General features: G+C 60.8%; 36 protein-coding genes. 6 read left to right on the plus strand and 30 right to left on the minus strand.

Translation table 11 applies throughout. The features are described 5' to 3' along the window. Nucleotides 1-192: 192 nt before the first annotated feature. Nucleotides 193-576 carry a hypothetical protein gene (locus ACO07C_RS02790; RefSeq protein WP_421912706.1) on the minus strand — a complete coding sequence of 128 codons (384 nt, stop codon included), beginning with the start codon at nt 574-576 and terminating at the stop codon, nt 193-195. A gap of 1233 nt (nt 577-1809) precedes the next feature. Here ACO07C_RS02790 and ACO07C_RS02795 point away from each other — a divergent pair. After that, nucleotides 1810-2322: a Fic family protein gene (locus ACO07C_RS02795; RefSeq protein ID WP_421912707.1), complete on the plus strand. Its 513-nt coding sequence runs from the start codon at nt 1810-1812 to the stop codon at nt 2320-2322. A 10-nt stretch (nt 2323-2332) separates the two neighbouring features. Here ACO07C_RS02795 and ACO07C_RS02800 read toward each other — a convergent pair whose 3' ends face one another. Together ACO07C_RS02800 and ACO07C_RS02805 are read right to left on the minus strand one after the other, a co-directional pair. Further along, complete coding sequence (locus ACO07C_RS02800) at nt 2333-2710, minus strand: hypothetical protein (RefSeq protein WP_421912708.1); 378 nt, start codon at nt 2708-2710, stop codon at nt 2333-2335. Beyond that, nucleotides 2707-3000 (minus strand): hypothetical protein, encoded by a 294-nt coding sequence (locus ACO07C_RS02805; protein ID WP_421912709.1) that lies wholly within the window; start codon nt 2998-3000, stop codon nt 2707-2709. The genes ACO07C_RS02800 and ACO07C_RS02805 overlap by 4 nt, the downstream gene beginning before the upstream one ends. Nucleotides 3001-3080: 80 nt before the next feature. Between ACO07C_RS02805 and ACO07C_RS02810 the strand changes: the two genes are divergently transcribed. Next, entirely contained in the window at nt 3081-3785 is a 705-nt protein-coding gene (locus ACO07C_RS02810) for an SOS response-associated peptidase (RefSeq protein WP_421912710.1), read from the plus strand. Between the two features lie 11 nt (nt 3786-3796). Beyond that, entirely contained in the window at nt 3797-3982 is a 186-nt protein-coding gene (locus ACO07C_RS02815; protein WP_421912711.1) for a hypothetical protein, read from the plus strand. Between the two features lie 189 nt (nt 3983-4171). Here the strand turns inward: ACO07C_RS02815 and ACO07C_RS02820 are convergent, their stop codons facing one another. Beyond that, the gene (locus ACO07C_RS02820; protein WP_421912712.1) at nt 4172-4393 is read right to left on the minus strand and encodes a hypothetical protein; all 222 of its coding nucleotides are present in this window, start codon (nt 4391-4393) and stop codon (nt 4172-4174) included. A 24-nt stretch (nt 4394-4417) separates the two neighbouring features. Further along, entirely contained in the window at nt 4418-4654 is a 237-nt protein-coding gene (locus ACO07C_RS02825; protein WP_421912713.1) for a hypothetical protein, read from the minus strand. 329 nt (nt 4655-4983) lie between these two features. Here ACO07C_RS02825 and ACO07C_RS02830 point away from each other — a divergent pair, with 329 nt between their 5' ends. Next, complete coding sequence (locus ACO07C_RS02830) at nt 4984-5448, plus strand: hypothetical protein (RefSeq protein WP_421912714.1); 465 nt, start codon at nt 4984-4986, stop codon at nt 5446-5448. Here ACO07C_RS02830 and ACO07C_RS02835 read toward each other — a convergent pair. Beyond that, nucleotides 5445-6323 (minus strand): RNA ligase family protein, encoded by an 879-nt coding sequence (locus ACO07C_RS02835; RefSeq protein WP_421912715.1) that lies wholly within the window; start codon nt 6321-6323, stop codon nt 5445-5447. The genes ACO07C_RS02830 and ACO07C_RS02835 overlap by 4 nt on opposite strands. A 722-nt stretch (nt 6324-7045) precedes the next feature. Here ACO07C_RS02835 and ACO07C_RS02840 point away from each other — a divergent pair. Beyond that, the gene (locus tag ACO07C_RS02840) at nt 7046-7474 is read left to right on the plus strand and encodes a hypothetical protein (protein WP_421912716.1); all 429 of its coding nucleotides are present in this window, start codon (nt 7046-7048) and stop codon (nt 7472-7474) included. Between the two features lie 37 nt (nt 7475-7511). Here ACO07C_RS02840 and ACO07C_RS02845 read toward each other — a convergent pair whose 3' ends face one another. Genes ACO07C_RS02845 through ACO07C_RS02865 form a run of 5 tightly spaced genes read right to left on the minus strand, consistent with a single transcriptional unit; the run spans nt 7512 to nt 9104 of the window. Continuing rightward, nucleotides 7512-7835, minus strand: a complete 324-nt coding sequence (locus tag ACO07C_RS02845; RefSeq protein ID WP_421917426.1) for a hypothetical protein — start codon at nt 7833-7835, stop codon at nt 7512-7514. After that, complete coding sequence (locus tag ACO07C_RS02850; protein WP_421912717.1) at nt 7835-8020, minus strand: hypothetical protein; 186 nt, start codon at nt 8018-8020, stop codon at nt 7835-7837. The genes ACO07C_RS02845 and ACO07C_RS02850 overlap by 1 nt, the downstream gene beginning before the upstream one ends. Beyond that, nucleotides 8005-8238 (minus strand): hypothetical protein, encoded by a 234-nt coding sequence (locus tag ACO07C_RS02855; RefSeq protein ID WP_421912718.1) that lies wholly within the window; start codon nt 8236-8238, stop codon nt 8005-8007. Before ACO07C_RS02855 ends, ACO07C_RS02850 begins: the two co-directional genes overlap by 16 nt. After that, nucleotides 8235-8438 carry a hypothetical protein gene (locus ACO07C_RS02860; RefSeq protein WP_421912719.1) on the minus strand — a complete coding sequence of 68 codons (204 nt, stop codon included), beginning with the start codon at nt 8436-8438 and terminating at the stop codon, nt 8235-8237. The genes ACO07C_RS02855 and ACO07C_RS02860 overlap by 4 nt, the downstream gene beginning before the upstream one ends. A 12-nt stretch (nt 8439-8450) precedes the next feature. Further along, complete coding sequence (locus ACO07C_RS02865) at nt 8451-9104, minus strand: lysozyme (protein WP_421912720.1); 654 nt, start codon at nt 9102-9104, stop codon at nt 8451-8453. A gap of 149 nt (nt 9105-9253) precedes the next feature. On the opposite strand from ACO07C_RS02865, the gene ACO07C_RS02870 reads away from it, so the two are divergent. Continuing rightward, nucleotides 9254-10012, plus strand: coding sequence for a glycosyltransferase domain-containing protein (locus tag ACO07C_RS02870; protein ID WP_421917427.1), 759 nt, complete (start codon nt 9254-9256; stop codon nt 10010-10012). On the opposite strand, the gene ACO07C_RS02875 is transcribed toward ACO07C_RS02870, so the two are convergent. From ACO07C_RS02875 to ACO07C_RS02965, 19 genes are all read right to left on the minus strand, one after another. Next, nucleotides 10013-10447 carry a hypothetical protein gene (locus ACO07C_RS02875; RefSeq protein ID WP_421912721.1) on the minus strand — a complete coding sequence of 145 codons (435 nt, stop codon included), beginning with the start codon at nt 10445-10447 and terminating at the stop codon, nt 10013-10015. Further along, nucleotides 10440-12311, minus strand: a complete 1872-nt coding sequence (locus ACO07C_RS02880) for a hypothetical protein (protein WP_421912722.1) — start codon at nt 12309-12311, stop codon at nt 10440-10442. The genes ACO07C_RS02875 and ACO07C_RS02880 overlap by 8 nt, the downstream gene beginning before the upstream one ends. A 10-nt stretch (nt 12312-12321) precedes the next feature. Further along, complete coding sequence (locus ACO07C_RS02885) at nt 12322-13860, minus strand: hypothetical protein (RefSeq protein ID WP_421912723.1); 1539 nt, start codon at nt 13858-13860, stop codon at nt 12322-12324. A 77-nt stretch (nt 13861-13937) separates the two neighbouring features. Further along, nucleotides 13938-16643 carry a phage tail protein gene (locus ACO07C_RS02890; RefSeq protein ID WP_421912724.1) on the minus strand — a complete coding sequence of 902 codons (2706 nt, stop codon included), beginning with the start codon at nt 16641-16643 and terminating at the stop codon, nt 13938-13940. Between the two features lie 3 nt (nt 16644-16646). Further along, complete coding sequence (locus tag ACO07C_RS02895) at nt 16647-17063, minus strand: DUF6950 family protein (RefSeq protein ID WP_421912725.1); 417 nt, start codon at nt 17061-17063, stop codon at nt 16647-16649. A 13-nt stretch (nt 17064-17076) separates the two neighbouring features. Further along, nucleotides 17077-17643 carry a hypothetical protein gene (locus ACO07C_RS02900; protein ID WP_421912726.1) on the minus strand — a complete coding sequence of 189 codons (567 nt, stop codon included), beginning with the start codon at nt 17641-17643 and terminating at the stop codon, nt 17077-17079. Beyond that, the gene (locus ACO07C_RS02905; RefSeq protein WP_421912727.1) at nt 17640-18245 is read right to left on the minus strand and encodes a hypothetical protein; all 606 of its coding nucleotides are present in this window, start codon (nt 18243-18245) and stop codon (nt 17640-17642) included. The genes ACO07C_RS02900 and ACO07C_RS02905 overlap by 4 nt, the downstream gene beginning before the upstream one ends. Then, nucleotides 18242-20242: a phage tail length tape measure family protein gene (locus tag ACO07C_RS02910; RefSeq protein ID WP_421912728.1), complete on the minus strand. Its 2001-nt coding sequence runs from the start codon at nt 20240-20242 to the stop codon at nt 18242-18244. The genes ACO07C_RS02905 and ACO07C_RS02910 overlap by 4 nt, the downstream gene beginning before the upstream one ends. A 454-nt stretch (nt 20243-20696) precedes the next feature. Continuing rightward, nucleotides 20697-21104 (minus strand): gene transfer agent family protein, encoded by a 408-nt coding sequence (locus ACO07C_RS02915; protein ID WP_421912729.1) that lies wholly within the window; start codon nt 21102-21104, stop codon nt 20697-20699. Then, complete coding sequence (locus ACO07C_RS02920) at nt 21104-21541, minus strand: phage tail tube protein (protein WP_421912730.1); 438 nt, start codon at nt 21539-21541, stop codon at nt 21104-21106. Before ACO07C_RS02920 ends, ACO07C_RS02915 begins: the two co-directional genes overlap by 1 nt. Nucleotides 21542-21577: 36 nt before the next feature. Beyond that, complete coding sequence (locus ACO07C_RS02925) at nt 21578-21967, minus strand: DUF3168 domain-containing protein (protein WP_421912731.1); 390 nt, start codon at nt 21965-21967, stop codon at nt 21578-21580. Further along, complete coding sequence (locus ACO07C_RS02930) at nt 21964-22389, minus strand: HK97-gp10 family putative phage morphogenesis protein (protein WP_421912732.1); 426 nt, start codon at nt 22387-22389, stop codon at nt 21964-21966. The genes ACO07C_RS02925 and ACO07C_RS02930 overlap by 4 nt, the downstream gene beginning before the upstream one ends. Further along, entirely contained in the window at nt 22389-22736 is a 348-nt protein-coding gene (locus tag ACO07C_RS02935; protein WP_421912733.1) for a phage head closure protein, read from the minus strand. The genes ACO07C_RS02930 and ACO07C_RS02935 overlap by 1 nt, the downstream gene beginning before the upstream one ends. After that, nucleotides 22711-22923, minus strand: coding sequence for a hypothetical protein (locus ACO07C_RS02940; RefSeq protein WP_421912734.1), 213 nt, complete (start codon nt 22921-22923; stop codon nt 22711-22713). The genes ACO07C_RS02935 and ACO07C_RS02940 overlap by 26 nt, the downstream gene beginning before the upstream one ends. 2 nt (nt 22924-22925) lie before the next feature. Next, on the minus strand, nt 22926-23336 hold the full coding sequence (locus ACO07C_RS02945) for a hypothetical protein (RefSeq protein ID WP_421912735.1): 411 nt from the start codon (nt 23334-23336) through the stop codon (nt 22926-22928). Between the two features lie 32 nt (nt 23337-23368). Then, a complete protein-coding gene (locus ACO07C_RS02950) occupies nt 23369-23938 on the minus strand; it encodes a head-tail connector protein (RefSeq protein ID WP_421912736.1) in 570 nt (189 codons plus the stop codon). Nucleotides 23939-23942: 4 nt separating this feature from the next. Beyond that, the gene (locus ACO07C_RS02955) at nt 23943-24317 is read right to left on the minus strand and encodes a hypothetical protein (protein WP_421912737.1); all 375 of its coding nucleotides are present in this window, start codon (nt 24315-24317) and stop codon (nt 23943-23945) included. A gap of 46 nt (nt 24318-24363) precedes the next feature. Then, the gene (locus tag ACO07C_RS02960) at nt 24364-24600 is read right to left on the minus strand and encodes a hypothetical protein (protein WP_421912738.1); all 237 of its coding nucleotides are present in this window, start codon (nt 24598-24600) and stop codon (nt 24364-24366) included. A 68-nt stretch (nt 24601-24668) separates the two neighbouring features. Further along, the gene (locus ACO07C_RS02965) at nt 24669-25979 is read right to left on the minus strand and encodes a phage major capsid protein (RefSeq protein ID WP_421912739.1); all 1311 of its coding nucleotides are present in this window, start codon (nt 25977-25979) and stop codon (nt 24669-24671) included. Nucleotide 25980: the final 1 nt, after the last annotated feature.

The raw sequence follows: 25980 nt of genomic DNA on the forward strand, positions 1-25980 counted from the left end.
GGAACAGGGGTTCTTTTTGGTCCGCCGAATTCTGGTGCGGCTGAAGGGCATCTCGACATCGCCTACGGCAGGATCACGTCTCAACATCGTGCGCCATGTAGGAATGATCGATTCCGATCGACTTGCGGATAGTGTCAGTCGACAGGGAATAGGTGATCTCAGGGAGTCTGGTCCGACAGAAAAAGACGAAGTCTACCGACGGAATGCCACCGCGGTCGCTCTCACGCTTTGCGCACAATAAGGCGACGTCGTGAAACCCAGTGTATTGTATTTGACGTCGGAAATGCCCGACGCCCCCATATTGACGGCGTTCTGTTTCAGCTGATTGAGCGCTGCGTCGTGTGAAGGAGTTCGCGCAAACAATTCCTTCACGCAGACCACACCTTGAACCCGTCCCATGCGCACTGCCCCGATCGGAATGTCGTCCGCGATGGTCAGCGACACAGGAGGAACGGGGGCGGGGCTCAGCTGAGCCGTGGAACTGCCGCAACCCGCAAGGAAACAACAAAAAACCAACACAGAGACAGAAAGGGTGCGCATGACTGCGATCTTTGCACGTTCGCGCCAGAAGTCCAATGGTGCATCACATCGCTGGATCTGGCGCGCTCCTTGGGTGTCTGGCCGCCGGAGTATGTGTGCAGGTCAACGACGACCTCCCCCAAAGAGGTGCGCATTCACACGGCAATCAAAGCAGGGTGCTCCCGGTCGCAATAAACCCGCCAACCTTGCGATCAGCGGGTCTCGGGAGGCGCCAAAGTGGAATCTGGCCGGCCCGTGATCCGGGGGTTGGATCAAAACAGAGCATACAGCACTTACCTGGATAAGATAGCGATCTACCAGTTGGTCTTAAATGCAAAAATCGCCCAGCGTTGGCCGGGACACGCCTCGAGGCAAAGTAGATCACTCAAAAGGCAAAAGGGATCGACCGAAAACGAAGGTGGCGGGTCCAGCCTTTGCGCTCGTCCAGCTTGCACAGTGGGTGGGGGCGCGGCCGTCTTGGTCAGCGATCGGGACCGTTGAGCACTTTCGATCGATTGCGTCGATCTGTGCGCTTTGGTTGTGGTGCGGATGAAGTGCATCTTTGAATTTGAGTGCCATTGAAAACACACGCGATTTCAGAATTTTATGAGATGGTGTGGCATGATATGTGGCACGATAGGCGGCATTCGAAAGGGTGGTTGGGTGCGGAGGCCGCAAGCATTGGTGTCTTGGTCATGTCCAATTCTGCGCATTTTTGCCGCAAGGCTGGCGCAAGCGGGGCGCAGTATGTCCCTTGAAATGTCCCGTGGAAGATGCAATCTGAACGCCTCCCAAGAACTTGACTGCGGCGATTCATGTAATCGGGCCGGAACGCAGGGGGCTGCGGACCGTTAACGTTTTCGGATTATTGTGAGGAACCGGGAGAATTGTCATGGCTACACTGACCCTCAAGCAGATCGAACAACGAGTGCAGTCTCACGTCATAACCCCAGCTGAGAAGCGTGCGCAGCGAGTAAGCTTGGTTTACGGACTACAGTCTCACAAGTCTGGTCTGACACGGGAAAAAATTTCGAGCTTAATGGACGAAATCGAAGGACATTCTCAGTCGAGAACTGAAGCGAAATAGCTGAAAGAAGGCGGGATCAACCCGCCTCTTTTTTTGGGAGGGGGTCATCAAAGCTAATGCTCGATGACAATTGGGAAACTGTAAACGGACCTATCGCGCATCGCATTGAGGTTCTGAATGCCACCAACCAGATAAATGTTCTGGAGGGCTTGGTCGTATTTCTGCTAGCGCACCGTGGCCCTCACGCTAGTGGCCCACCCGCAATGCCCGACGAGCCTGCTCTGAAGCAACTGCATCGTTCCGGTACAATGTTCCTATTGGCAAGACCCGGTGAATATCGAAATCACGAGGTCCAGGTAGGAGACCATGACGGCAACGTCCGCCATCAACCTCCGCCGTGGCAGTTAGTGCCCGGCTTGATGCAAACGTTCTTCCGCCAGCTTTCGTCGCTTTGGGCATCTGGGGACGCTCTGGATATATCCGCCTACTGCCTTTGGAAAATCAATTGGGTGCACCCCTTCAGGAACGGAAACGGAAGAACGGCGCGCGCTTTCGCCTACTCGTGCTTGTCTTTAAAACTAGGCGGTGTTCTGCCTGGAACGATTACGATAATCGATCTGATAATGTCGAACCGTAAGGCATACGAAGATGCTTTGAAGGTGGCCGACGACTCGTTCGCGGTTGCCCCGCATCACCCCGATCTTCGGCCGATGAAGGCCTTTCTCGACAGCCTCTTACAGCAACAGATCGCGAGTATTCCCGCAGTCACCGAATGAGCGCGGCACATCATCGCGGTGCAAGCACACCCGCCACCCGCTCCGTATAGGCTTCCTCGACACCAGCGACGGCTTCATCCCTGGTGGCGACCGTATCGCGCGCGCCGCCATCGTAGCATGACCAGAACCACGTGCCGGTCAGGGGCCCATGCATCTCCCTCATGATGCGCCCGACACTCCTTTGTTGGAAAATCGCCTGGAAGTCGAACGGTCTGGTTTCACCGCCAATGGCCATGCGTCCCCATTTAAGATGCACCCTGGCGCCGCGATCAACGACGAACCGGAACGCCGACTGCTGCTCCGCAAAGGTCTGAATGACGGCCCCATTCGCAACAACCTGCCAGCCGCGCTGGTAGGCGGAGCGGATGATCAACCTCTCTTGGCTCATCCTCGAAACCGCTCCGTATACCATTTGATCTTGCCGTCCACCTTCATCGGCTTATGGATCATCAGGCGTTTCGGCAGGTGTTCGGGGTGAACCTCGAGCAACGTGATCTTGACCTGAGGTTTGCAGCGGCTGCAGTCGAACTTCAGGGCGAGGGGATCGACGCCGCCGCCATAAACCATCATGAGGTCCGCCGACCGGCAGTAGCGGACATTGCCGCAACTGCACTCGGCTTTCACAAGCATATTATGCCGGGTCGCTTTTCCCAGCGTGTCGATCGGATCGTGCGCCATGAGAACGAATAAGGAACATTTTCCTTGCCCGTCAAGATGGGTTGTGGAATCAATCCACCGATCAGGAGCCTGAAAAGCCCATGTGCAACCTCTACAATCTCACCACCTCCCAGGAGGCAATCCGCCAGTTTACGCGGGCTTTGCGCGACGTCCTGGGCAATCTTGAGCCCTCGCTGGATGTCTATCCCAACCGCCCCGGCGCGGTGGTTCGGAATGCCCCGGACGGGCAGCGCGAGCTTGCCAATCTGCTTTGGGGCATGCCGACGCCGGCGGAGCGCGTCAAAGGAAAGGCCGACTACGGCACGACCAATATCCGCAACCCGCAATATGGCCACTGGCAGCAGTATGTCGGCGTCGAGCACCGCTGCCTGGTGCCGGTGACAAGCTTTGCCGAGCCGAGCCCCACGCCGGGCGACAAGGATCCGGAGACGGGCATCCAAAAGAACTATTGGTTCGCGATCAACGACGATCGTCCGCTGTTCTTCTTCGCCGGCCTGTGGACGGCATGGCACGGCGTTCGCAAGGTGAAGGACGGCCCGGGCGATTTCGAACTCTACGGCTTCATGACGACCGCGCCCAACGCCCTCATCAAGCCGATCCACGAGAAGGCCATGCCGGTGCTCCTGCGGACGCAAGAGGAAACGGAGACCTGGCTGACGGCACCGTGGTCGGAGGCCAAGAAGCTTCAGCGCCCCGCGCCGGATGATGCGCTGGTGATCGTCGACAAGCCCGCCACTCAAATCAAATTCCCGCAACAGGCTCTGCCACAAGGCTCGCTGTTCTAGGGAGTACCGCCATGGATCATATCGTTACACTGGACAGTCGTCAGGAGGCCGCATTGAAGGCCGTCGCCGAAAAGTTGATTCGCTTGCACGATGGCGACCCGGTGAAGGCGCTGAAGGAAATGATCGTGCTCAACAGGCATCTTCAGGATGAGCTTGACGCCCTCAAGGGACCGTCGTCGAGAAAGTGCCATTCGTGAGCGATGAACCCGCCAGACTTGCCGAAGGCATGGCGCCGGTAACGCGAGAGCGCGTCACGACGCTTGGCCATTTCTGCGAGCATCCAGGCTGCGCGAAGGTCGGCGGCTGGGGCTTTGCCCGGCCGCGCCAGGAATCGCACTGGTTCTGTTTCGAGCACCGCGGCGAGGGGGGAGCGATACCTCTGATTCCTACTCGGGGATACCCGGATCGTAGTGCACGATCGCGTCGAGGATCGTTCGATAGAGGCTCGTGACCTCTTCATCGATTTCTTCCCGCTTGATGCCGATGGCCTTCGCATCGGCGAAAAGCTTGTGCGTCAGCTCGTCGACTGAGATGACGTCGGCCTTGGCGGTCTCTGGAATGTTGTTGGCAATCCACCGGTCTAGAAAGTCGATTCCGCGCGTGCTCATCAAAGCATAAGCTCAGCTATCCGGTTAGGTTCCAGCCGGCGGATGACTGACCGCGCCGTCACCAAGTTCGGCCTCCAACGCGTTGCTGACAGGCTTGGCCTTGCTCCCAACCATAGGTTCTCCATCGAAACCCTGAAGCCACGCTTCGGCGTATTCTTCCCAGAATGCCGGGACCGTGCGCTCCTTGCCGTCCTTGCGCGCCTGTGCGCCATACATCCACGCGTAGGTGATGCGCTCCTGGTCCTTCTTAGCCACGGCCATCTACTTACTTCTCCTGGCAATCCAGCAGTTTGCCGTGACGCAACTTTGTGTCGGCACGAAGATGCCTTGTGTGGTCAAGTCTCAACGCCGATGCCAATTGGGAAGGGCTTTGATCGAGGATCGACGCGCCGCTTGCTATAGTCTGCAATCCCAGTATCGTCGGCTTTCTAATTTAGGGCGGCAAAATGGGTCCAACTGCAGTTCTAATACTAACTGTTGTAACCTTCGCGGTGGGGCTCGCCTCGTGGGCGCTGCCATGTTGGAAATATCACAACAACATAGACGTCGGGCTATTTGCCGTCCCCCTACTTTTTACCGGAATCGTACTCATGAGCATGTTTAGCTGGAGTGAAATCGCACTCGACATTGAGGGGGCCAAGCTCGAGATCAAGCAACGGGAACAGAAGATTGAGGAACTTCAAACTAATTTGTCGAAGGCCGAGACCGCCTTGGCACAGGCGGAGGAAAAGGCCCCTGACACAGCGAAGCTAGCCTCGGACATTGACGACGCTATGAAAGAAGCTGGAATCAAAGTCGACCAGAACACCGTCAAAACCATCGCTGCGAAGTCGTTAAAGCCTCTCAAGACGTATTTCGACAGTACCGAGTGGAATTTAACCAAACCCCCGGCGCCGTCCAGCGGTGACTTCAAGACGAGCAACCCAGGCGTCTTTAAAGATGATGTCGGCCCAGGCGGGTCCACGTCGCCCAGCACACTCCCTCCGAATTCGACCCCTATGGTCCAGCCTAACTCTCCGAGTTTCACCCCAATGGTCCAGCCTAATAACAACTAACCTGACGGGCTTCGCGATTCTTCCTCCCGGAAATCCTGCAGCGAGGCGTGGCGCAAGTCTTCCTCGCCGCGCAGGTGCTTGACGCGGCCGATGAGGCCCGGCGTGACCCATTGTGTCGCAGGCCGCTTCATGCCCTTGGGCGCCGGCCCGGCGTGCTCCTGGACGCGCTTCCACAGCCGCTCGCGAATGGCGCGGCTTGAGTTGATGAAGGCCGAGCCGACATAGCAGCCCGTCGCTCGATCGGCCATCAGCGCGAACGCCGGCTTGCCGGCCTCCCGCTCGACGCCAAGCAGTTCGTATTCGTCGACTGCGTAGCATTTCGCCTTGAGCCAGCTGGTCGACGGACCGCTGCGATACTTGCTGTCACGCCGCTTCGACACCATGCCCTCAAGGCCGTTCTGGTCGAGAAGCTGGAAGATTGCCTTGGCGTCGCCCGGCAGCGCCTCGCTGAACTGGATGCGCCGGCCGGGCTCGATCATGCTGGCCAGGATCTCGCGCCGCTCCTCGAGCGCCATGTTGCGCAGATCATGGCCGTTGAGATGCAACAGGTCGAAGGCGACGAAATAGAGGTCGTGCTGCCGGCTGGTGATTGCCTTGCGCAGTTCGCCGAAGTCGGACAGGCCCTTGTCGTTCAGCACGATGATCTCGCCGTCGACGATCGCGCTTTCCGCGCCGAGGCTTGCCGCCTCCTTCACCAGGTCGCGATATTTCGCCGTCCAGTCGTGTCCGTTACGGGTGAAGATCCTGGTGCCGTCCTCGTCGATGACGAGCTGCGAGCGGTAGCCGTCGAACTTGACTTCATGAATCCAGTCGTCGCCCTCCGGAGGCTGCTCCACAAGGGTCGGCATTAACGGCAGAATGAAGTCCAAACGCATGAACTGACTCGCAAAACCGCGATTCAATAAGATTGCGCTAAAATTGTTCCCAAAACACAAAAGCCCGCCGCGGCGTGAGCCGAGACGGGCCTTGGTGTCGTCATGAACCCACTTTGAGGGAAGCAGGCTTTGAGACAACTCCGAGTTCACATGCCGGTTCCATAGCCAACAAAAAAGCCCGCCGGCGCGAGCCGACGGGCTTTCTGTTTCTAGAGACTGGTCAAGCGGACCTTGAATTCACCGGTCCAGCCGTCACCTTGGAAAGGCGTTCGCGCTTTACGAGCGTCGGCTTTTCGTACTTCTTCATGATAACCCCTAGGTTGCAGAATGTCCCTCAATGGCGGCCAGTTGCATTGAGGCGTCGGTGGTTGTCAACCTCCCTTATAAGAGCCCGCCACCGTCAGGCATGGGCAAGAGAGGAGTAGCTGGGATCAACCAGCGTATGGTCACCGAGCGGCGGAGGGATGGTTGCGAAGCGTCAACGCCTGCTTCTGCTAATAATCGGGAGTGAGTTTTCCCCCTTGGCCATTGCGGCAAGATGCCGATGACGGCAGCGAAAGTCTTAGACGCTTGGAACGTCTAGGTCTGTTGGGTCGGATGTCATCATTAAATCTGAGCGTTTTGCTTCGCACGCGCAGGGTTCAACTAAACGTGAAATGGAAGACAGCCCGACACATGCAATGCATTATCAGAGGCGGTCGCACAGAGTGGAGGGACGGCAGGTGAAATACGTTGTCATCGGAGGGGTTGGTGCTGTTCTCGCAGCCTTTATTTCGACCGCCGCATCTGCGGGACAAATTTCAAGTCCAGTTGGGCAGGCCATGCAAGACTGCATAACACAAGCGATTCAACAAAGAGCGTTTGCTAAGGATTGGATCGCCAAGAACGATGATGACTCGGACCGTCACAACACAATCTATCTCAGTTGTGGCGCTGATCCAGCGAGGAGCTTCTGGATAGAACTTGGAAGGCTGGGGGTGCAGCAAACAAAAAGCGAGAAGTCCCACGATGGATTTACCGGTCACGGGCGCTGGTTTGGCAACTCATCAGTTTGCGTCCACTATGACCAGCAAGCCAACGGCGATCCGATCGATGATTTCACTTGCATAGTTAGCCTGGATGTTCTGCCCGATACCGCGAATGCGTTTTGAGGGCTAAATCGCGACAAGGAGGACAGGCTCGACCGGCTCACTCCTCCGTCGCCAGCCTGAACTTCCGCACGACGTATTCGAACAGGATGTCCGATATCCACATGGCGCTGACACCGATCAGGAAAGCAGCGGCGAGTGTCGTCGTCTCGTCGCTGGGATCCGGCATCGGCAAGCCGGTCGCCTTGAAGTAGGAGACCGCCGGTAGCGTCAGGTATGCCGCCGCCAGGGCACCGCAGATAGGCGACGCCACCATTTCACGAAGCTTGTAACGGTGGCGCGACAACGCCCGCAGGATGCCGCCGGAAAGGCCGGCAACAAGCACAGGCGCCTTGATGCCGAGAAGGTCGAACAGATCGTGCATCATGGCACCCATCCACAGAGCTTCTGGCCTTTTTCATTGTGAGCCAGGATTGCCGCAACCGACGCATCCGACAGCATGGCGACCTCGGCCTTTGTCGGCCGGATCGGATGTTCGACCGCGCAGAATGAGCCACCGGTGGCCGCGCAGCCGGCAAGCATGAGTGACAGCGCTACGACTTTGACCATTTGACCAACCTCTCCCGGTTGTCGTCTGGTGCGCGGCCGGCAACGGCGTCGTCGATCTTCTGGCCTTCGGTGCGCGCAGCGACGTCAGCGGCGGCCTGTTTGGTCCGCTCTTTCGCCTTGCCTTTGACGTAGGCCGTGGCCAGCCCGCCGAGGAAGACGACGGCGCCAAGCAGATACGGCCAAAGCTGTTGGATAAGCGCGGTTGCGATGACCGTCATTTCGACCACCCGAACTTACGCGCCATCCAGTACCAGCCCTCGGTGATTCCGCCGATCGCCAAGCCGGCGCCGGTCTCCACGATCATCTGGATATCGGGATCTGCGGAGAACGTGCCGCCGTCGTCAGCGGACAAAAGTCCGCGGGCGACCAGGATGCCGGCGAAGTACCGAAGCGCGATGCGAACAATGACTGAGGTCATAGTGGTGCCCTTTCAAAAGAAGGAATGAAGCCAGGCGGCGAGCTCGTGCCACCAGTTGGCAACAGCGGCAGCGGCGATGACAAAAACGCCGGCGGCCACGGCGGGCTTCGTTGCCGGGGACGTCGAGGGCGCGGCCGCCGGGGGCACAGGAGCGGCGGGAGCCAGTGCCGGCGTCTGTGGAGCCGGCGAGGGCTTCGCGGGCGCCGGTGAGGCTGCCGTAAGGAACTGAGCCCGCTCATCCTGCCGGCGGCTGGTCAGCCCATTCAAGATAACCTTCTTGCCGTCGACCGTGCCCTTGTTCCACATCAGCATCGCATCGGCCGCGCCCACGCGATTGCCGGCGTTGAGCTTTTTCAGCACCGTTGATTTCTTGAAGGCTGGCGCGCCGATGTTGAACACCAGCGATACCAGCGCGTCGAATTCGTTCTGGTTGAGCGGCACCCTGACGAGCGACGAAATGGACGCTTCGACGTCGGCCAGGTCGCGAGACAGGATTTCATCCGACTGCGCCGCCGTGATCTTCATACCCTTGGTGACCTTTGGCGCGCCGGCGGCCGAGGTGTGACCGACGCCAATGGTGAGAACCCCGACACTATCGAGATAGGCGGTGAGCTTGTTTCCTTCGCGACGAGCGATTGCCGCCCGCCCGGATGGGCTGGTTTGCATTGGATTATCCTCCAGGTTGCAAGTGTGGTTGTGCTTTGTGGCAGGAAGTGCCAAAATCTATGTTTCACTTCCGGGGGGAAGAAATCATGTTTGATCTGCTAAGAGCACGACTGTGGCCAACAAAGCGGCAACGTGTCGTCTATACATGCATGTTTGGTTATTCAGAAGAATTTTCTGATCACCAGTTTCATCAAGACGGTGATACCGAGTTCATATGCTTCACTGATGATAGGTCGCTGAGGTCGAAGCTATGGCGATTTCGATATGTTGATAGTCGGCCACTAGGCCCGGTTCGCACTTCCAAGAAGGTAAAGATCCTACCGCACCGTTATTTAAGCGTATACTCATCAAGCCTTTACATGGACAACACTGTTAAGCCTAAGGTCGCGGCGGACACGTTTTTTTCGTTCCTGGACAAAGCCGATAGGCCCATGGTCTGTTTCCAGCACTATGAGAGGTCATGCATCTACGACGAGGCTGCACTGGTTTCAGAGCTACGACTGGATGATCTCGACACGATCGCCGGCCAGATGAACTACTACCGGTCGCTCGGCTTCCCCGAGCAGGCCGGCCTTATCTGTGGCACCGTTCTATTGAGACGCCACAATGAGCCCAAGGTGGTTGCCGTGATGGAGCGATGGTTCGCCGAGGTGCTGCGGTGGAGCTATCGCGACCAACTGTCGTTCAACTTCGTGGCTCGACAATTCGGCTTCGAGCCGTCGTTTCTCCCCGGCCTGATAAACAGTAGCAATCTGTTGGATTGGCCCGTCGTGCCGGGACCGAGACTGCCCCGCTCGTTTCGTGACGAAACCTATCTGCGGCTTCATCCCGATGTTAAGGCGTCAGGGATGAACCCGAGGAGGCACTATATTCAGTTCGGGGTCCATGAAGGACGTCGATACGAATAACTAGAGTTTGGCTGCGGCGGCGAACAGGCCGTCGACCTGGTCATCGGTCAAACTTAACTCCATTGCCAGTGCTTGGAGATAGGGATGACCGCGCGAGATGAATGTCGCCTTGCGCCACCAGATACGAACAGGCTCGTAGGGAAATGCCTCGATCGCAGCGTTGACGTTGGCGAGCAGCGCCCCGTTGTCAAAGTTGAAAAGAGCTATTTCCGCTTGGGCGGGAGACACTTTGCCTGGAATGCGAACGATCGGACCCGGCAACCCGCACGCCGCAAGCACATCGCTCAACTCGTCTTCGCTGGCGATGCTGGTCACACCGGCACCCTCCGGCGCCACACCGACATAGGCGCCGGCAGCACTTGACCAGAAGCGGCTTTCGTCTTGCCCGACGATCCAGAACCAGTTCTCGGGTGTATAGGTTGGGATATCAAGCATACTGCCCCCCTGTAGCGGTGGTTCCCGCGGTGCCGCCGAAAAGAGCGGTCGCGCCAGAGCCGAAGGCGTTGATCACGCCGTTCAGGGTGACGTCGTAATACTTTCCCGTGGCAGTTCCGACCTTCGTCAGGGTAAAGATCGTTATCCCGCCCCTGTTCGTGCAAGAGGCGAATGCCCCGCTGAACGCCCTGGTCCCCGACATCGTAATCGTCTGCCCCGAAAGGATGACATTAGCGCCATCCACGGACCAATGACGCGGGCTATCTCCACTGACCGTGTAACCGGCACCTATGCTCAGCGTACCACCTGTGTTTACTTCGAAGTGGTAGCGGGTGCATGCTCCTATATCCATGTTTCCGGTGAGCGAGACTACAGCGCCATTGCTGATCAGGATGGCTTGACCGAGTGCACTGGCGGCGGAATTCTGTATCTTGAAACCGGCGAGGTTTAGCCACGTGCCGTATCCGCTGACCGCGAATGCCCCGTAAGAGCTGTGGGAGATGGTGCAATTGGCCGGCGTGGTGGTGTCGCCCAGTAGCGTCACTGAGCCGCCAAGAAACGGCGACGAGACCGATATCGACCCTGTGTAGGTTCCCGCTCCAACCTGGATGGTTACAGAAAACCCGCCAAGATCGAGCGTCTTGATGGTGTCGAAAGCCTTCTGAATCGTCTGGAAGGCACCGCCAGGCGCGTTGGCCAAACCGTTGTTGGCGTCCGATCCGTCTGTACGAACATAATAGGCACGGTTCGCCGTGAGGATTTCGCGCGCTGCACCCCATTCGGGCGCGGTCAGGGCGGTGTTCTGCCGCAGGACCTGAAGCGCCGTGCCCTTGGGCAGGCGCTGCCAACCGGATGCCCCCCGGAAAAGGATATCGCCTGGCGCGGGCGAACCGATCATGTCGAGGAGCTGGCTCAGCGTCAGGTCTTCAGGCGCGCCGGTGCCGGTCGTCGCCCGACCCTTTATGCGCTGCGTCACCATGTCGGCCAGCCGGTCGTTGGCGACCGAACCAATGGCGAGGTCGGCGGTGGCGACCAGGCCGCCATCCTTGATCAGCTTTCCGGTCGTCCCGCTGAAGCGCGCGATGCGGTCGGCGACGGCACTCGCGGGGCCAACGACATCGCCGGCGCCAGAGCCGGACGCGCCTTGCTGGCCGGCGAGGTTGATGTTCCAGTCGGTCTTGGTCCCAGAGCCGCCGACGAGATCGACCGCCAGCACAAGCGTGTTGGCGGCGTAGGAGGTGACGACGCCCTCCATGAAGTTGGCCCCGCTGGCCCTCGATGATGCCCGAAGCCGCGCGCCGGCCGACCACCCGCGGCTGTTTTCCGCGACGGTGAACGTCCTGGTGCCGGTGCCGATCGTCAGGCTCGTGGCGGATGTGCCGGTGACATTCGAGGATCCGGCCTCGCCGGCGACCGGGAAGGGTCCGTCCCACGCCGTGCCCGTCCAGCGGTAGAAGGCAAAGGCCACGCCCAGTTCGGCGCGCAGGAAGATATAGCCCTTGTCCTGAGCGGTGAGCGTCAGCGCATTGCGGTCGACAAGACTGCCAGAGGCATTCGGGTTGATGCCCGCGAGCGACAGCGTGAGGAGCACCTTCGAGAGGCGGTCGTAGAGATCAACCACATTCGCCGCGTCGGAGTTTTCGCGCGCGATGGCATAGGCGGCGCCGGCCGCGTCCGCGCCCGGCCACGGATAGGCCAGCGTCAGCGACACGTCGCTGTCGACCGAGACGATCGGAATGGACATGCCCGCGCAGGAGAACGAGCCGCCTTTGACCAGCGCCACCGCCCAGGCCGTGCCCGAGCCCGCCACCACGGCATTGCCGTTCGACACGGAAACCGTGCCGGCATTGTATATCGATGTCATGGGTTGGTCCCTAGAGGCTTTGGGGGATGCCGAAGATGACGTAACTGAGGCCAAGTGCCGTGGCGTCGGAGCCGCCAACGACACTCAAGTCTCGGTTGTATACCGTGCTGCTGGTCGTCGCGCCGACCGGATTGCTTCCGGCCATGTAGAAATCCACGGCGCTCTCGTCGGCACGGACATTTGCCCAGGAGCTGTACTGATTTGATCGCCCCGTCCACGTGCCGCCAGCATCGGTGAACACACGATGGTAGCCGCTGACCGATGCGACCTGACAGTTTTTCCCGAAGACAACCGCCTGCTTGGGGAACAGCTTGAGGCCTGGCGACGGGTTGACGACAGAGATCGTCCTCATCCTCTCGCCCTTGAAACGGTCGCTTCCGGTAATGACAGTCGGGAAACCCGAACTCCATGGGAGGAAGCCCTGTGCCAGGATCGGCACATAGGCCAGCCGCGTGTCGACCATGATGTCATTCAGGTTGGGCGACAGATCCGACGAGCCCGGGCGCTTGATCTGCACGTAGTCGCGGACGCCGTCATTGCCCCTGAGAAAGACCTTTTTGCCCCCGGTGGTAAAGTCCTGCTCGGAATCCGCGTTGATCATGCAGCGGACCACGCAGGCGGTATTCACCTTGTTGACGATGGTGATCCTGTCGCTCTTCACCTCATAGGTGAAGCTCAGCGACTTGTTTGACGCGATGCTGTCGAAATAGGGCGGGTTCCAGAATTCGGCGTCGGTGGCGCGCCGGATCATGAAATCCATGTAGGTCAGCGGCGTCAGGGGAAGCGGGCAGATGAGGTCTATGCTGCCGAGCGCTGGAAGCGCGAAGTCTCCGGCCCGCATGATCTTGGCCGGTATCTTGTTCTCGTGGAAAATGAAGTGGTTGAGGTTTGTGCTTGTGACATCGCGGCCGGGCAGCGCCAGCCGCGCGGTCGTGGGATTGAGAAGGAGCGGCACCTGTCCACTGACCGGCGCCGCCGAGTAATCGGGCATGACGTCGTCACGAACCGGCACCTGAAACACCGAAAGGAGATATTTGAAGTTTTTCCCATTCTGCCGCAGCAAGATGTTGGCCGCGGGACGAAAGTTGTAGTTACTGGTGAGGGCGCCAATTTCCGTGAGCGGACCTGTGTTGCCGGTCTGGCTTGTGTACCCTGATGCGCTTGTGACGACTCCGCCTGACACCTGGAACTGAGCGTAGTCGACCGATGGGCCCACAAAAACATTGGGCGCGAGGTCGGGGTTAATATAACGCCATTCGACGATAGGCATATAGCCGAACGGCCACCAGCTATCCATCATGTATATCATCTGGCTACCGCTGCCAGTGCTGCCCCAAATGATGGTTGCGTCGCTGCTGTAATACATGTTCGACGACGTGTAAGCCGTGTTCAGGTCGCCATTCTTGAAGAACCACGCATAGTTGTTGTAGCCGCCGGTTTGGTAGCGGCTGTCATATGCTATCGTGGTGATGTCATAGACATAGCCCAGCTTGCCGCCACCGACGCTGTCGAACTGAAACTTGCCACGATTGCCGGCCGGTTCGTTCATCAAGTCGGTGGCGTTGTCGAAGGAGATGCGCAGGCCAGGCGTAGTGCCGCCGATGAGGCCGAAACCGAGCTTTGGCATCAGGGCACCGCGATCGAATGGTACTTGTTGTTATAGTCCGAGATCATCGCGTTGTCGGCGCTGTGGATATAGGCCGCCGTGACATCGCCAAGGTTGGCGATCAGCGACTTGAGCGTGCCGTTCTCGAACGTCAGCGGAGTGCCTCTGCTGGTCCCGTCCGTCACCACAAACTTGCTCGCATTGATGACGAAATTGGAGAACGGGGCAGCGGCGTTGCCTCCAACGAAGCCCGCCTCCATGTAGAAGCCAGATGACACCCATGCCGCGCCGACAGTGGCCCGCACTTCTGCGACCAGGCGGGAAACGACGTCGCCGCTTCCCGCTTCGGCGCGGATCCTGAACAGTCCGCCGGCGGACACGTCACCGACCGACGCTTGCACGCCAAGAATGGCTGTCGCCTGTGCCGACAGGACGCCGTTTATGTCGTCAATGTTGGCGTCGAGTTCGAGGAAGGCGGCGGCGCTCGCATCACGAAAACGCCGGGCGACGGCGTTGTCCTCGACCTGGCGGCCCGCGGCCTCGAGGGTCGCCGCCGCCAGTTGGGCAAGCTTGTCGCGATCCGCCTGCAGGCTTGCCGACATGCCGGTCAGAAACGCGATCGTATCCGCCTGCAGCTGTGCCAGCCCCACCGAAACGTCGAAAACTTCCGCCGGCGTCGAGACCTGAGACCACCCGGTAAAGAAGGTGGTGCGTGGCGGGCTGGTGATGATGCGGTGGCGATACTCATAGGTCTTGCTCGGCAGCACGCCTTCCGAAACCGTGAGCACCTGGACCGGCATTTCGGCGCGCTTGACGATGCTGTCGACATAGCCGCTGTGGATGCCGGATTGCGGCCCCGTGGTGGCGATCGCCGCGCCGCCGGGCGTCAACGAGGCCGTGAACGTGCCGGAGGTCAGCACCGTCTTGACGTAGAGCGGGCTGTCGGGCGCCAGCCCGGCCGGCAGTGTGCCGGTGGTGGCGAGATAGAACAGATCGTTGGCGGCAAGGCCGTGGTTCGGCCAGGTGATGACGGCCGGGCTGCCGATCGAGATAGCGACGCCGACCGCTTCCGGCCGGTACTCGACATCGACGGCAGAAACGGTGACATCGGTGAAGGCGTCCCACTGGAATCGGATGCCCGTCTTGCGGTCGGTCGAACCCTCGACCTTGATCTGGATGCCGTTGGCGGTGAAATTGCTGGCCGATACGGCATAGTCCGGCTCGCCAGGGGGTGCAGTGACCACGGGCACGGTCACATAGGCGGTCGGGTCAAAGATCGAGCCGTCGACCTCCTGCACGGTCAGATAGATGTTGCGCGCGCCCTTGTCGCCGAGCGGGCCGAGCCGCTTCTCCACGATCTGGAATTTGCGCGTGCCATATTCGGCGGAGTTCCACTGCGCCCACCGACCGACCTTCGCGTCGCCAAGGTATTTCGGGTGGATGCAGATTTCGCCATTGGCCTGAAAACGGCTGGCCTTGAAGGCGATGTCGGCAAGCCGGTCGGCGACTTCGGAGCGATTGACGGCACTATAGGGCACCGACACGGCCAGCCGCTCGCCATCTTCCGCCAGGGCCGGGCCATTGATGCGGATCGCCGTGGGCGTTTGCGCGTAGAAGTTATCCGGCTCCAGATATGTGCCGGCCAGCGTGTTGATCAGTTCCGACTTGGTGCGCTTGACCGAGAACCGGAACGGTTCGTCGATCATGATGTCGTCGTCCGTGAAGGTCATCACGACGGATTGCGCCGCGCCGGCGATCGGGAACTCGCCCGTGGCATCCTCGACCCATGTCGCGGCGCACGCCTCGAGGAGCGGCTGCAGGTTCTGGTCATGCGTGACGCCGGAACCGGCGGCGGCGATGAGGCCGGCCGTATAGCGCGCACCGGTGCCGGCGAACTCGTCACAGATGTTGGCGGCCAGCGTCCACACGTCGAGCGGCAGGCGCGCCGCCGGCGCATTCTTGCCGACCATCATTTCGGTGCCGTTGAAGATGCCGCGCTCAAGCGCATAGGCCATCAGCACCGGGTTTTGTGTGAACTCCCATGTCGACTGGTCATTCCACCGGTGCGCGCCGCTGCCGCCGACCGAGCTATCCTTGCGCCAGTCATAGAGCGGCGCGCCTTCGATCTCGAAGAACGCCTCCCAGGGCTGGGTCAGCTTCTCGCGATCGAGAAACTGCGTGACGACCGCGTAGGCGATGCCGGCGCCGCGATGCGCAGACGTCCAGCGGCCGGCCGGGTTCGCCCTGGCGATCAGGCCGGCGTCGGCCGTCTGCGTCATCGTGCCCTTGTAGAGCTTGACCCAGATTTGCGCGTCGATGTTCTGGATCCGGAAGCCCTTGGTGGCATCTTCCGCGCCGCCGAGCGTCTTCCACTCGCCTTTGTAGCGCACGCGCGTGATGCGGTTGATGCGGAAGTTCGACAGGATATAGGCATCCTGAATGGTCCGGTTCCCCGAACCATAGGCGTTGCGATAGTCCAGTTGTCCCGCCGTTCCGACCTTGCCCAGGGCGACAGTGCGCGCCAGATCTTCGCCATAGGTCGTGTTGAGCTGGGACGCCTGCGCTTGCTGCTTGGGCCCGCCGAGGAGGGCGCCGAGGGCATACTTGGCCGCAAGCCCGAGCCCGAAGCGCGCCAGGCCGGCAAGTATCGTCGACGCGCCCAGCCAGCTTGAAACGCCGGCAACGGCCGCGCTGACCGCCGTGAAGATCGGGACAAGAAAACCCACGGCCTAGCCGACCTTGAACGCCGACTTGATCGCCGTCTGCGGCAGGATGGTGCAACCGGCCTCAGAGCGCACCATGAAACCCCTGTCGCAGACGAAGCCGGCGCACAGCATCCCGTCTTGCTCGACCACGCCGACATCGCCGCGCTGCGCCATGAGCGCGCCGACCGGTGGGAACAGGCTGGCGAGCGCCATCTCGACATCATCGAAGCCGCGCTTGCGCAGGATCCTCGCCGCGCCCGATTCAGTCTTGTAGCGCCCGCGAATGTCGGCCGCCGGATCGAAGCCGGTGATTTCGGCCACGACATCCATCACCGTCAGCAGGCAATCGGTCTGGCCCCACACGCCAGGCGTGGAAGCGATCTCAGGCACCAGACGCGCAAGGCGTCGGTCCCAGTCGGGCAACCGGGTCAGTTCAAGCATGATGATGGTGGCCTCAGTCGAACTTTATGTCGAAGCTCTCGTGCTGCACCTTGCTGGCGTACTGAAAGAACATGTCGCCGGGTGAAACGAGCTGCTGGTCTTCGTGGCTGGCGGTGCGGTAGCCGTCGCGGTGGTTGGCGATGGCGCCGGAACGGACATTGGCGATCAGCTTCTTGTCGCCGCTCTCGCGGGAATGGTCGATCGTGTCGACGAAACCGTAGGCGCCGGGCTCGGCATGCAGGAATGAGCGGTCGTCGGGATCGAAGTAGAAATCGAACACCGACAGCGGCGCGTCCTTGTAGCCTTCATTCTCGATCAGCAGCAGCTTGTCCGGCGTCAGTCCGGAATCGCGCTTGGCAACCAGGCTGACAGTGAAGGTCGAGGCGGCGGTGCCCAGCCCATAGACCGGCTCGGACACCTCGATCAGCGTGTTCGGCCAATAGAGCTGCCCGTTGACGGTGATGTCGCCCTTGCCGTTCCAGAAGCCATAGGTGCCGGTGGTGCAGGCCACCTTGAGCCCCGACCGGATGATCGCCCGGCCTTCGGAAAGTACGGTCTGCAGGCGGGTCGGAAAGCTCACTTCGGCACCTCGACCAGGGTGAAGGTGGCGACGGGATTGCGCTCGTCGGGGATCGAGAACGAACCGGGCAGGGCGCGCATGTTGGCGATGGGGTTCTTGAAGGTCATCACCGCGCCGGTGGCGATGTAGGACGGCACTGTTGGCTCGACAGTGACCGTGATCGCGTTGCCCGCGGCGACGCCGCCGCTCTGGATCCTGAACAGCGAATTGTAGGCGCCCGTCGTCGCCGAGATCAAATCGCCAGCGCCAAGCGTGAGCCCGTTGTCGACGCTGTTGATGACCAGTTGGTTGCCGGTGATCGAAACCAGGTTGCCCGTGTTCAGCAACGCCGCCGCGCCCGCATTGCCCCAATAGGCACGCGGAACGCACATATGCTTTGGCGTGTAGAGCACGGTCTGAAGCCCGCCACGGCAGGCATCCTTGAACGCCTCGACCAGCAGCCGTTCCGAAGCCTTGAGCGGCTTGGTGCGCATCTGGATCGACCAGTAGGCGTCGGCATAGTCGACGAACGCCATGGCACGCGTGCCGGCGCGTGATACCGAAACCGATTCCACCAGCTGCGGATAGGCGGGCTGGAAACCGACAGCGGGCAGGGCGATCATGCCAGCATACCGGTTATCTTAGCCTGCCGTATCGACTTGACGACGCGGCCGGTGAATTCCTGCTCGAACTTCTTCAGCGCCGCCGCAACCTGTTCACCGGCATCGCCATTTCCGCCATCCATGTTGATCGTCGGTGCGAAAACCGGGCTGATGACCGACGATGACGACGAGCCGGCGGCGACACGCTCGCTGACATCGTGAGGCAGCACCTGACTTCCTTTCGGAAGGTTGACCAGTTCGCGGCCCCTTTCGCCGACCCACGCCAATCCGCCAGGGTGGCCATCCGTACCGCCAGCATAGCCGGGAATTCCAAGCATCTGGGCGAAACCGCCCGGCGTGCCGAACGACGAGGAGCTGCTGCCGCCCAGACCGAGAGCGCCGAGCAAGGTTCCGAGGATACCGCTGCCACCGCCCGCGGCGCTATTGGCCTGCAGGATTGCGTCGATAAGGTCGTTTTCGATCTTGTCGATGATCTTGTCGAGCGCGTTCATGGCGATGTTGCCCAGGTCCTGCCAGTCGAGCTTGCCATCATCGAGCGCCGAACGAAGGTCGCCGAAAGCGCCCTGCAGAAGATCGCGCTGCAGCGCCTGCGCCTCGCGCGCTTCCTTCAGTTGCTGCGCCTGCTTCGCGTAAGCCTCCGCCACGGCATTGATCGATGCTACCTGCTCCGGCGACAGATGGATCGAATCGAGATCCGTCTGGCCCTTCTTGATGGCCTCCTCGCGCAACTGCTTCAGCGCTGCCTGCTCAAGGTCGAGCGCGATCCTGCGCCTCTGCTGCTCCTCGAAGGAAAGGCCGATCATTGACGCTTCCTGTTGAAGCGCGGCGGTGCGGTCACGGATGGCCTGTATGTCCTGCCCGATCTTGTCGTCGGCGGTCAGGCGCCGCAAACCGGATTTGTTCGAGCGCGCGAGCTTGTCTTGTTCTGTCTGATACTGCGATTTCGTTGCATTGGCCCGGTCGGTCTGGACCTGATTTTCGTCCTGAAAACCACCGCCGCTGCTGAACACGGGCGGCAGCGTTCCCAGCGGCGACAAAACGCTATTCTTGATTTGCTCGTCGAACGTGAATGCCTTTGCCTGACCGCTGGCGTTGGCAATGGCCGCTGCCAGGCGGTCGAACGCACCAGCAAGACCTTCGGCCGCCGGTATACCGGTTTCGGCAAGGATGCTGGCCAGCGCCTCCTGCACACGCTGCGCATCTTCCGACGTGGCCGTCTGATCCTTGACCTTGTCGTCAAGCTCGGCGAAGGCCGACTGTAGCCGTCCAACTTGCGCCTCCTGACCGCCCATGGTCGCAAGGTCGGCTATCAACTGCGCCAACTCTGCCCGCAGATCGTTTACCTGCGTTCTGGTGTCCTCGAACGCGCCTTCCTTACCGATCTGTGTTGCTTCGCTGATCGATTTCTGATCAGCAAGCTTCTGCCGCTCTTCGGCATAGGCCTTCAGCGCCGGAAGGGCGTCGCCCCATTTCGAAGCGACCTGCTGGATAAGGCCTGCTTCCTTTTCCAACTGTTCCGCCGATTTCTCGCCGTTGGAAAACAGGCTCGTGAAGTACTGAAGCGCAGCGCCACCCAGTGTTATGATAGCGATCGTGGCCAGCCCTACCGGGTTGATCAGGGACGAAAATGCACCGCCGAGCGCCGTGATCGCACCCTTTGCGCCCGCGTCGCCGAGCGCCTGGTTGATCTGGGTTCCTTGCTGCAACGCGATCAAGAACGGCGACTGTCCGCCGGCAAGCTGCACCCCGATATCGTTCAACTGCGCGGCAAGGTTACTTGTCTGGACTTTGGCGCCCTGGATGGACTTCGCCATCTTGTCGATGCCCGGCGTGCCGCGAGAACCAACCTTTGCCAGAGAGTCTTCCGCCTTCTTTCCGGCGGCTTCGATAGCGGCAAAGTTCTGGTTGGCGGCCGCGCGTGATTTGGCCAAGGCCTTGTCAAGTGCGTCGAATTTCGCTTCAAAGATGGCGAGCAAGCGCTCGGCTTCGATAGTCATGGGGAGGAGACCTTTTTGGAGACTTGGCTAAAAGTGTTGATCGCGGCGGCTTGCTGCATTGTGATCGCAGGTGGCGCTTACTTCGCGTGGGATCAGTACAGTCAATATCGCGTGCGATCAGATATCGCCGCTGGGCGTGAAAGCGCCAGAAGAGAGCTTTTCCAACTGGCTAACGCTCAATCTTACGAGATCGACAAGGTTAGAGCGTTCTGCAAGACCATGTCCGACAGACGTTACCGTGATAATGACAACACGGAGATGGTCAGAATTCTTGTCAGAAATTGCAGTGGGCTAAACTATCTCTAGTGCAGTCCTCTTGCTCGCGCCACCGCTGCCTCGAACTCGCCGATTGACGGCGGAGCAACCGAGTCCTCTGGCGCATGAGCCGCATTCCAAGTTCTCACGATGGCTACCCACTGGCCGATAGATAGGTCGCCAACATTGTCCACGCCCATCAGGACGGCATTGCCCCGGATGGCGCCGAAGTCGAGGCGTTTGACCTCGGCGCCTGCTGTTCCCCCGGCTCGCCGTCCTCCAGCGATTCCGAATGGACCCGTTCCATCGCCGCGCGCAGGATGACCTGGCCAAGCGCGACGCTTTCCGACAAAGGCCTTTCGTCGACATAGCGCTTGACCAGCACCCGCGCCTCGATCGGCTTCATGCCGCCGCCGATCAGCCCGAGGCGGATCGTTTCGGAATAGTGCTTGAGACGCGAAAAGGGGACTTGCGCGCTCATCGCGGCATGCAAGAGGAAAACGGACATGTCGACGCCGGCTTCCAGCTCTTCGATCTCGCCGAGGCCAAGGCGAAACGTATGGGTTCCGCCGGCCCAGTCGAGGTCTATGGCACCATGCCGGTTCATCAGGGCACCGGCACCCAGACAACGGCGCCATCCGAAACGATGGTCACAGTCGTGGTGGCGGTATCCTTGTTGCCATCGGCGGTCACCTCGAAGTCGGTGAGCTTGAACGCACCTTGCCAGTAGCCGGCCGGCGTGACGTTGAAGCGGACGTTCTTGGCGTCGTCGCTGTTGTACCAGTCCCACCAATCGCCGAGCGAGGCGGCATAGAGCATGCCGGCGCCGGAAATCGTGGCCTGAAAACCATCCTTCGACACCGACTTCCATGCAGGATCGTCGGGATTGTCGCAGTCTGGCATGATCGATTCCGTCTTCTCGGACGAAAACTGCACCCCACGCTTGGTGTTGATCAGGCAGTCGTGATCGAAGACTTCAGGGTTAGCGCCGTTGCCGATCTGGACGAGCAGCTTCGACCCGGTAACGCGAGGCACAGCGGTCATGATGGTTCTCCATGGTTGATGCCCGTCCGGGCCGGGTTAGGCCGGGTCGATGAGCGCCCGGAAGGAAACGACGGCGTGTTCGGTGAGGCCGTCAGGATCTCGAAACACACGCGTGGTCTGATGTTCGATCGACACGAGTTCGTAGCCGGGGATCGAAGTAATCCCCCGCACCGCTGCGACGGCCTGGGCGGCAAGCGTCTTGACCTCGACCTTCGAACCGCTGGCCGGTCGCGACCAGCAATGCACGTCGGAAAACACTTCCCATCCAACCTGGCAGGTGTTGCTGTCGTCGATCACCTGTTCGTCGCCGACGGTGATCCGTGGGAACGGGTCGCTCGCGGACACCTGGTCGAAGACATTCCCGCCGGCGATGGTCGCGCCGTTCAAGGCAGCGAAGATTGCCTTCTGCATTTCGGCGCCGATCATTTCTTGAAGGCCTTCTTGGCGCCGTTGCGGATGGCGCGGCCGAGGCGCGCCTTGGCCCGCTTCTTGCCGAACCGAAAGCCGGGATAGAAGAACGGGTTCGCCGACATGTTCACCGTGCCGAATTCCTGAAAGCGCGCATAAAACGCCTCGCCGCCACCGGCATACATGGTTACCGACAGGCCGGTTTCGGCCTTCGCGGCGCGCGCATTGCCGGCGGTGCTCAAGGCACTGCCCTTCGGCGCTTCCCCGAAGGCGTAGCCGATGCTGTTGGCCAGCTTGCCCGTGCGCCGTGGCGCGAACCGCTTCATCAGGTCGGTTGTCTCCTCGGCGGACGTCGTCAACGCCTTGGTGATCTCTTCGCGCATCGCCTGCGGCAACGCCGCGATCTGCGCCAGGAACTTATCCTTGCCTTTGATTTGCATCAGACGGCCACACCCTTCTGGCACAGGAAATCAATGAACTGGCGGTCAAGCCCCGGCGTGATGTCGCGGATGTTGAACACGTCGCCATTGCGGACATCGCGGATCTGCCAGTCGCCGGAAACGCCGCGCGTCAGCGAAGAGGCGCGTACGCGGATGATCTGGGGATGCTGGCCCTGCAGGCGCGCCGCCTGAACGGTTTCGCCGCCGCGCAGATGCACGAAGGCGGCGCGGCAACGGAACTGCTCGGAGAATGCCGTCGTGGTGCCGCCGGCGCCGTCCGATGCTTCGCCCCTGCGGTCGAAAGCGACGCTGTAGAACAGGTCACCGGCTGTCGGCTTGCTCGCCATTGTCTAACTCCTCGAACACACCGCCCTTGCGCGGCTTCCGGCCCTTGACCGCACTGCGGGCGGCAACGGCCAGGTCGGCGCATTCGCGCGTGACGTTCTCAACCATGCCGGCCTTGTAGGCGATGGTGCTGCGGCCACCGTGGGCGGCTGGCGAGAAGTCGAAATCGCCGGTAAACCGCACCCACATCGTCAGTTGGACACGCCGGTGAACTGGTAGTTCAGCGACAGCACCGTGGCCGACTTAGCCAAGCCGATCAGCCCCACATATTCGCCGGTGCCGACATCCGCGAATGGACAGATGCCGCCGGGCGTATCCGACAGGTAGTAGGCCACGCCTGGCGTCAAGGTCGCGCCGATCGTGATGTCGCCGGCCTTCTGATACTTGATCGGCTGGTCGAGCGCTCCGCCGTTCAGCGCCGTGCCGATCGCCTTGCGCGCCTCCGGCGTCGCCGAGTTCGAATCCGCCAGCATGAGCTTCTTGGTGGTGCTCGACAGGTAAACCTGCTTCCCCGCGGCGATAACCTCGCCGGCGGAAGCTTGATCGGTAACGGCATTGGCGCCGGCGACGACAAGCGTCGCGGTGATGGAAAGGTCGGCCATGGGTGTCTCCGGAGGAGGTTGAGGGGAAAGGGCTAGACGCCGACTTTCTTGAAGGGCCAGATCAGCGCCTCGTAGCCGAGCGGCAGGAATTCCGAGACGGCATCGACCGTTACGGCTTCGCGGTTCTGGTAGAGGTGACCGACATGCAGAAGGATTGCGGTCTTGAGCGCGGGCTCGACGTTTTCGACATCGTTGCCGGCAACGTAGGACACCGAAACCGCATCCGGACGGCTGCTTATGGCCGGCCACGCCTGACCCGGCTCAAGGGCGACAAATGAACCCATACTGTCAGTCAGCAGGTAATACGCTGATCCCGTGAGTGTCTGCTCGACGTTTTCCGCGTCTCGATACTCGACAATGATCCCGTCATCCTGCACCGGGCCCTTGGCCAGCCGCAGGCACTGGAAGCTGTCAAACTGCTGGCGCCAGCCCTGCGTGACCAGCGCCATGTCCAGCACCTTTTCGAGATGCGCCGTGGCCGCACCGATCAACCCCTCCAGCAGCATGTCATCGTCGTCGAAATCGGCACGGCAGTGCAGCTTCACCTCGTCGAGCGAGACAGGCGTTTCCTGTGGGGGATCGGTGCGGACAGGCGCGAGCATGGCTTTATGCAACCAGAATGTGGAAAGCGCCCACCTTGGTGGCGCCGCCCTGCGCGATGCTGATCTTGACGCGATCGTTTGCCACGCCGGGACGCGACAGGACCCCCGTACCGCCGGTCGCGAATAGGGCGGCCACACCTGCCGTAGAATGCGTGGGAACGCGCGGAGCGCGAGCGGCCGACGCGTTGACGTCGTTTTCCGCCCATAGCGTCTTGCCGGTCGCTTCCGACGTGATGTTGAAATCAACGCCGGCTGCGAAAGGATTGGCGCCGCCATCCTTGATGTACTCGATTTCATGGATCTCTCCGGACAGCCGAGGCGTGTAAGCCACGGCGTTGCCGGAACCGTCCGTGGTGACAGAAACCTTGTAGCGCTTCATGATAGTGCTCTCCTTCGTGGTGGCGCGCGCGCCGTTGGGGTGGCCGTCAGGATCTGGCTTTCGCCTTCACCCTCTTGCCGGTTGCGGCCTTGTTCGCCGGTGCGGCGGACTCGGCCTTGTTTTCGGGAGCCGGTTCGGACTTCGTTGCGGCCCCGTCGACCGGGCCAATCGGTGTCAGGGACTTGCCGACCAGGTGCGCGACCGTGGTCTCCTCGGCCTCGCGGACATCGCCCTCGAGGAAGGCACCGTGCTCGCGGATGACGCGATACTTCATGATGGACATTGACGCTCTCCTTCGTCGGTTCAGAGAGCGGGCGGCCCAAGCCGCCCGCCTTACTGAGCCGAACGCCGTCAGGCAGCGAGAGCGGTATCGAAGTCGCCGTAGATGAAAGCCTCCGGCCGGTAGACGGCCAGCGCCAGACGCTCTTCGGCAAGCGCGGTCACCAGGTTCTTGATGAAGTCGTCATTGACGTAGCCGGTCTCGACGCGCGCATCCCAGCGGTCGAACACTTGGGCGCCGAGCTTGAAGGCGCCTGTCAGGAACTTGCGAACCGTCATCGCCTGCGTTGCGACAACAGGCAGGCCCCAGAGGGTCGGCGGGGTCGTGCCCTGGGGATTGCCGATGATATAACGGCCCTGGCTGTCCTTCAGCGTCTCGATGCCGGCCCAGTCGGTCGGGTGCATCACATGCCCCGTAGCCGGATACTCGGCGAGAGCCGCCTGCAGCATCGCCAGCCGAAGAACATCCATGATATTGAGGTCGGCCAGCGAGATGGGACCAGCGTATGCGGTTGCCTGCGGGATGATGCCGTTGAGGTTCTGGCCGGTGCCGTCGCCTTTCAGCAGCTGCGCCTCCTCGACATAGGCCAGGCCATAGATAAGCCGCTGATCGATCAGCGATTGAAGCTGGCTGATATCGGACAGAACCTGCTTGGAAGCCTTGGTCCAGTGCGCGATGACCTTTGCCGATGTCGTGATCAGGTCGAACTGGATGTCGGATTCGGGCTTGGTTGCCGCTTCGGCGACCGGGGCGGCGTTGTTGTTGAAGCCAGTTTCCTTGACATATTCCAGCGTGTTGCCGTCCATCCTGCCCGGAGTGAGCAGGTCGCGAACCGTCAGCCGGCGCTGCGGCAAAGGCAGAATGCCAGGCAGACGTGTGCTGTCGATGGCGTCGCCCACCGAACCGGCAGCGTTCGTCGTCGCCGAGGTCAAGGTCGTCTTGATGCGCAGGTCCGTGCCACGACCGCTCTTGGAGAAGCCGGTTTCCTGCCAAGCCTTGAAGTCGTCGGTCTCGGTAAACATTTCGCCGATCGACTTTTTGGGCTCGTCATCCTTGCCGCCCTTGGCTCGCAAAAGCTTCTGCTCGATCTGCGCGACCTGCTCATTGAGGCCATTCATCTTGAGCAGCGCCTCGTCGGCCTTTTCCTTCTCGGAAGTGGCCATGTCGATGCCCTTCTTGGCATCGGCGACGGCCTTTTCAGCGATCGCCTTCACCTCATCGAAGGACTTCTGGAACTTGGCGGTAACGTCCTTTGCCAGCTGCTCGATGTCGACGCCGCTATCATTCGGCTTTTCGAATGCGATGCGCGGAGCGAAGCGGGAATAGGCCATGCCGGCAACAAGCGCGGCAATGCCACCCGCAAGAATGCGGTGGTGAGTCATT

This window comes from Mesorhizobium sp., from assembly GCF_965229135.1.
In the GTDB taxonomy this organism is placed as follows: domain Bacteria; phylum Pseudomonadota; class Alphaproteobacteria; order Rhizobiales; family Rhizobiaceae; genus Mesorhizobium.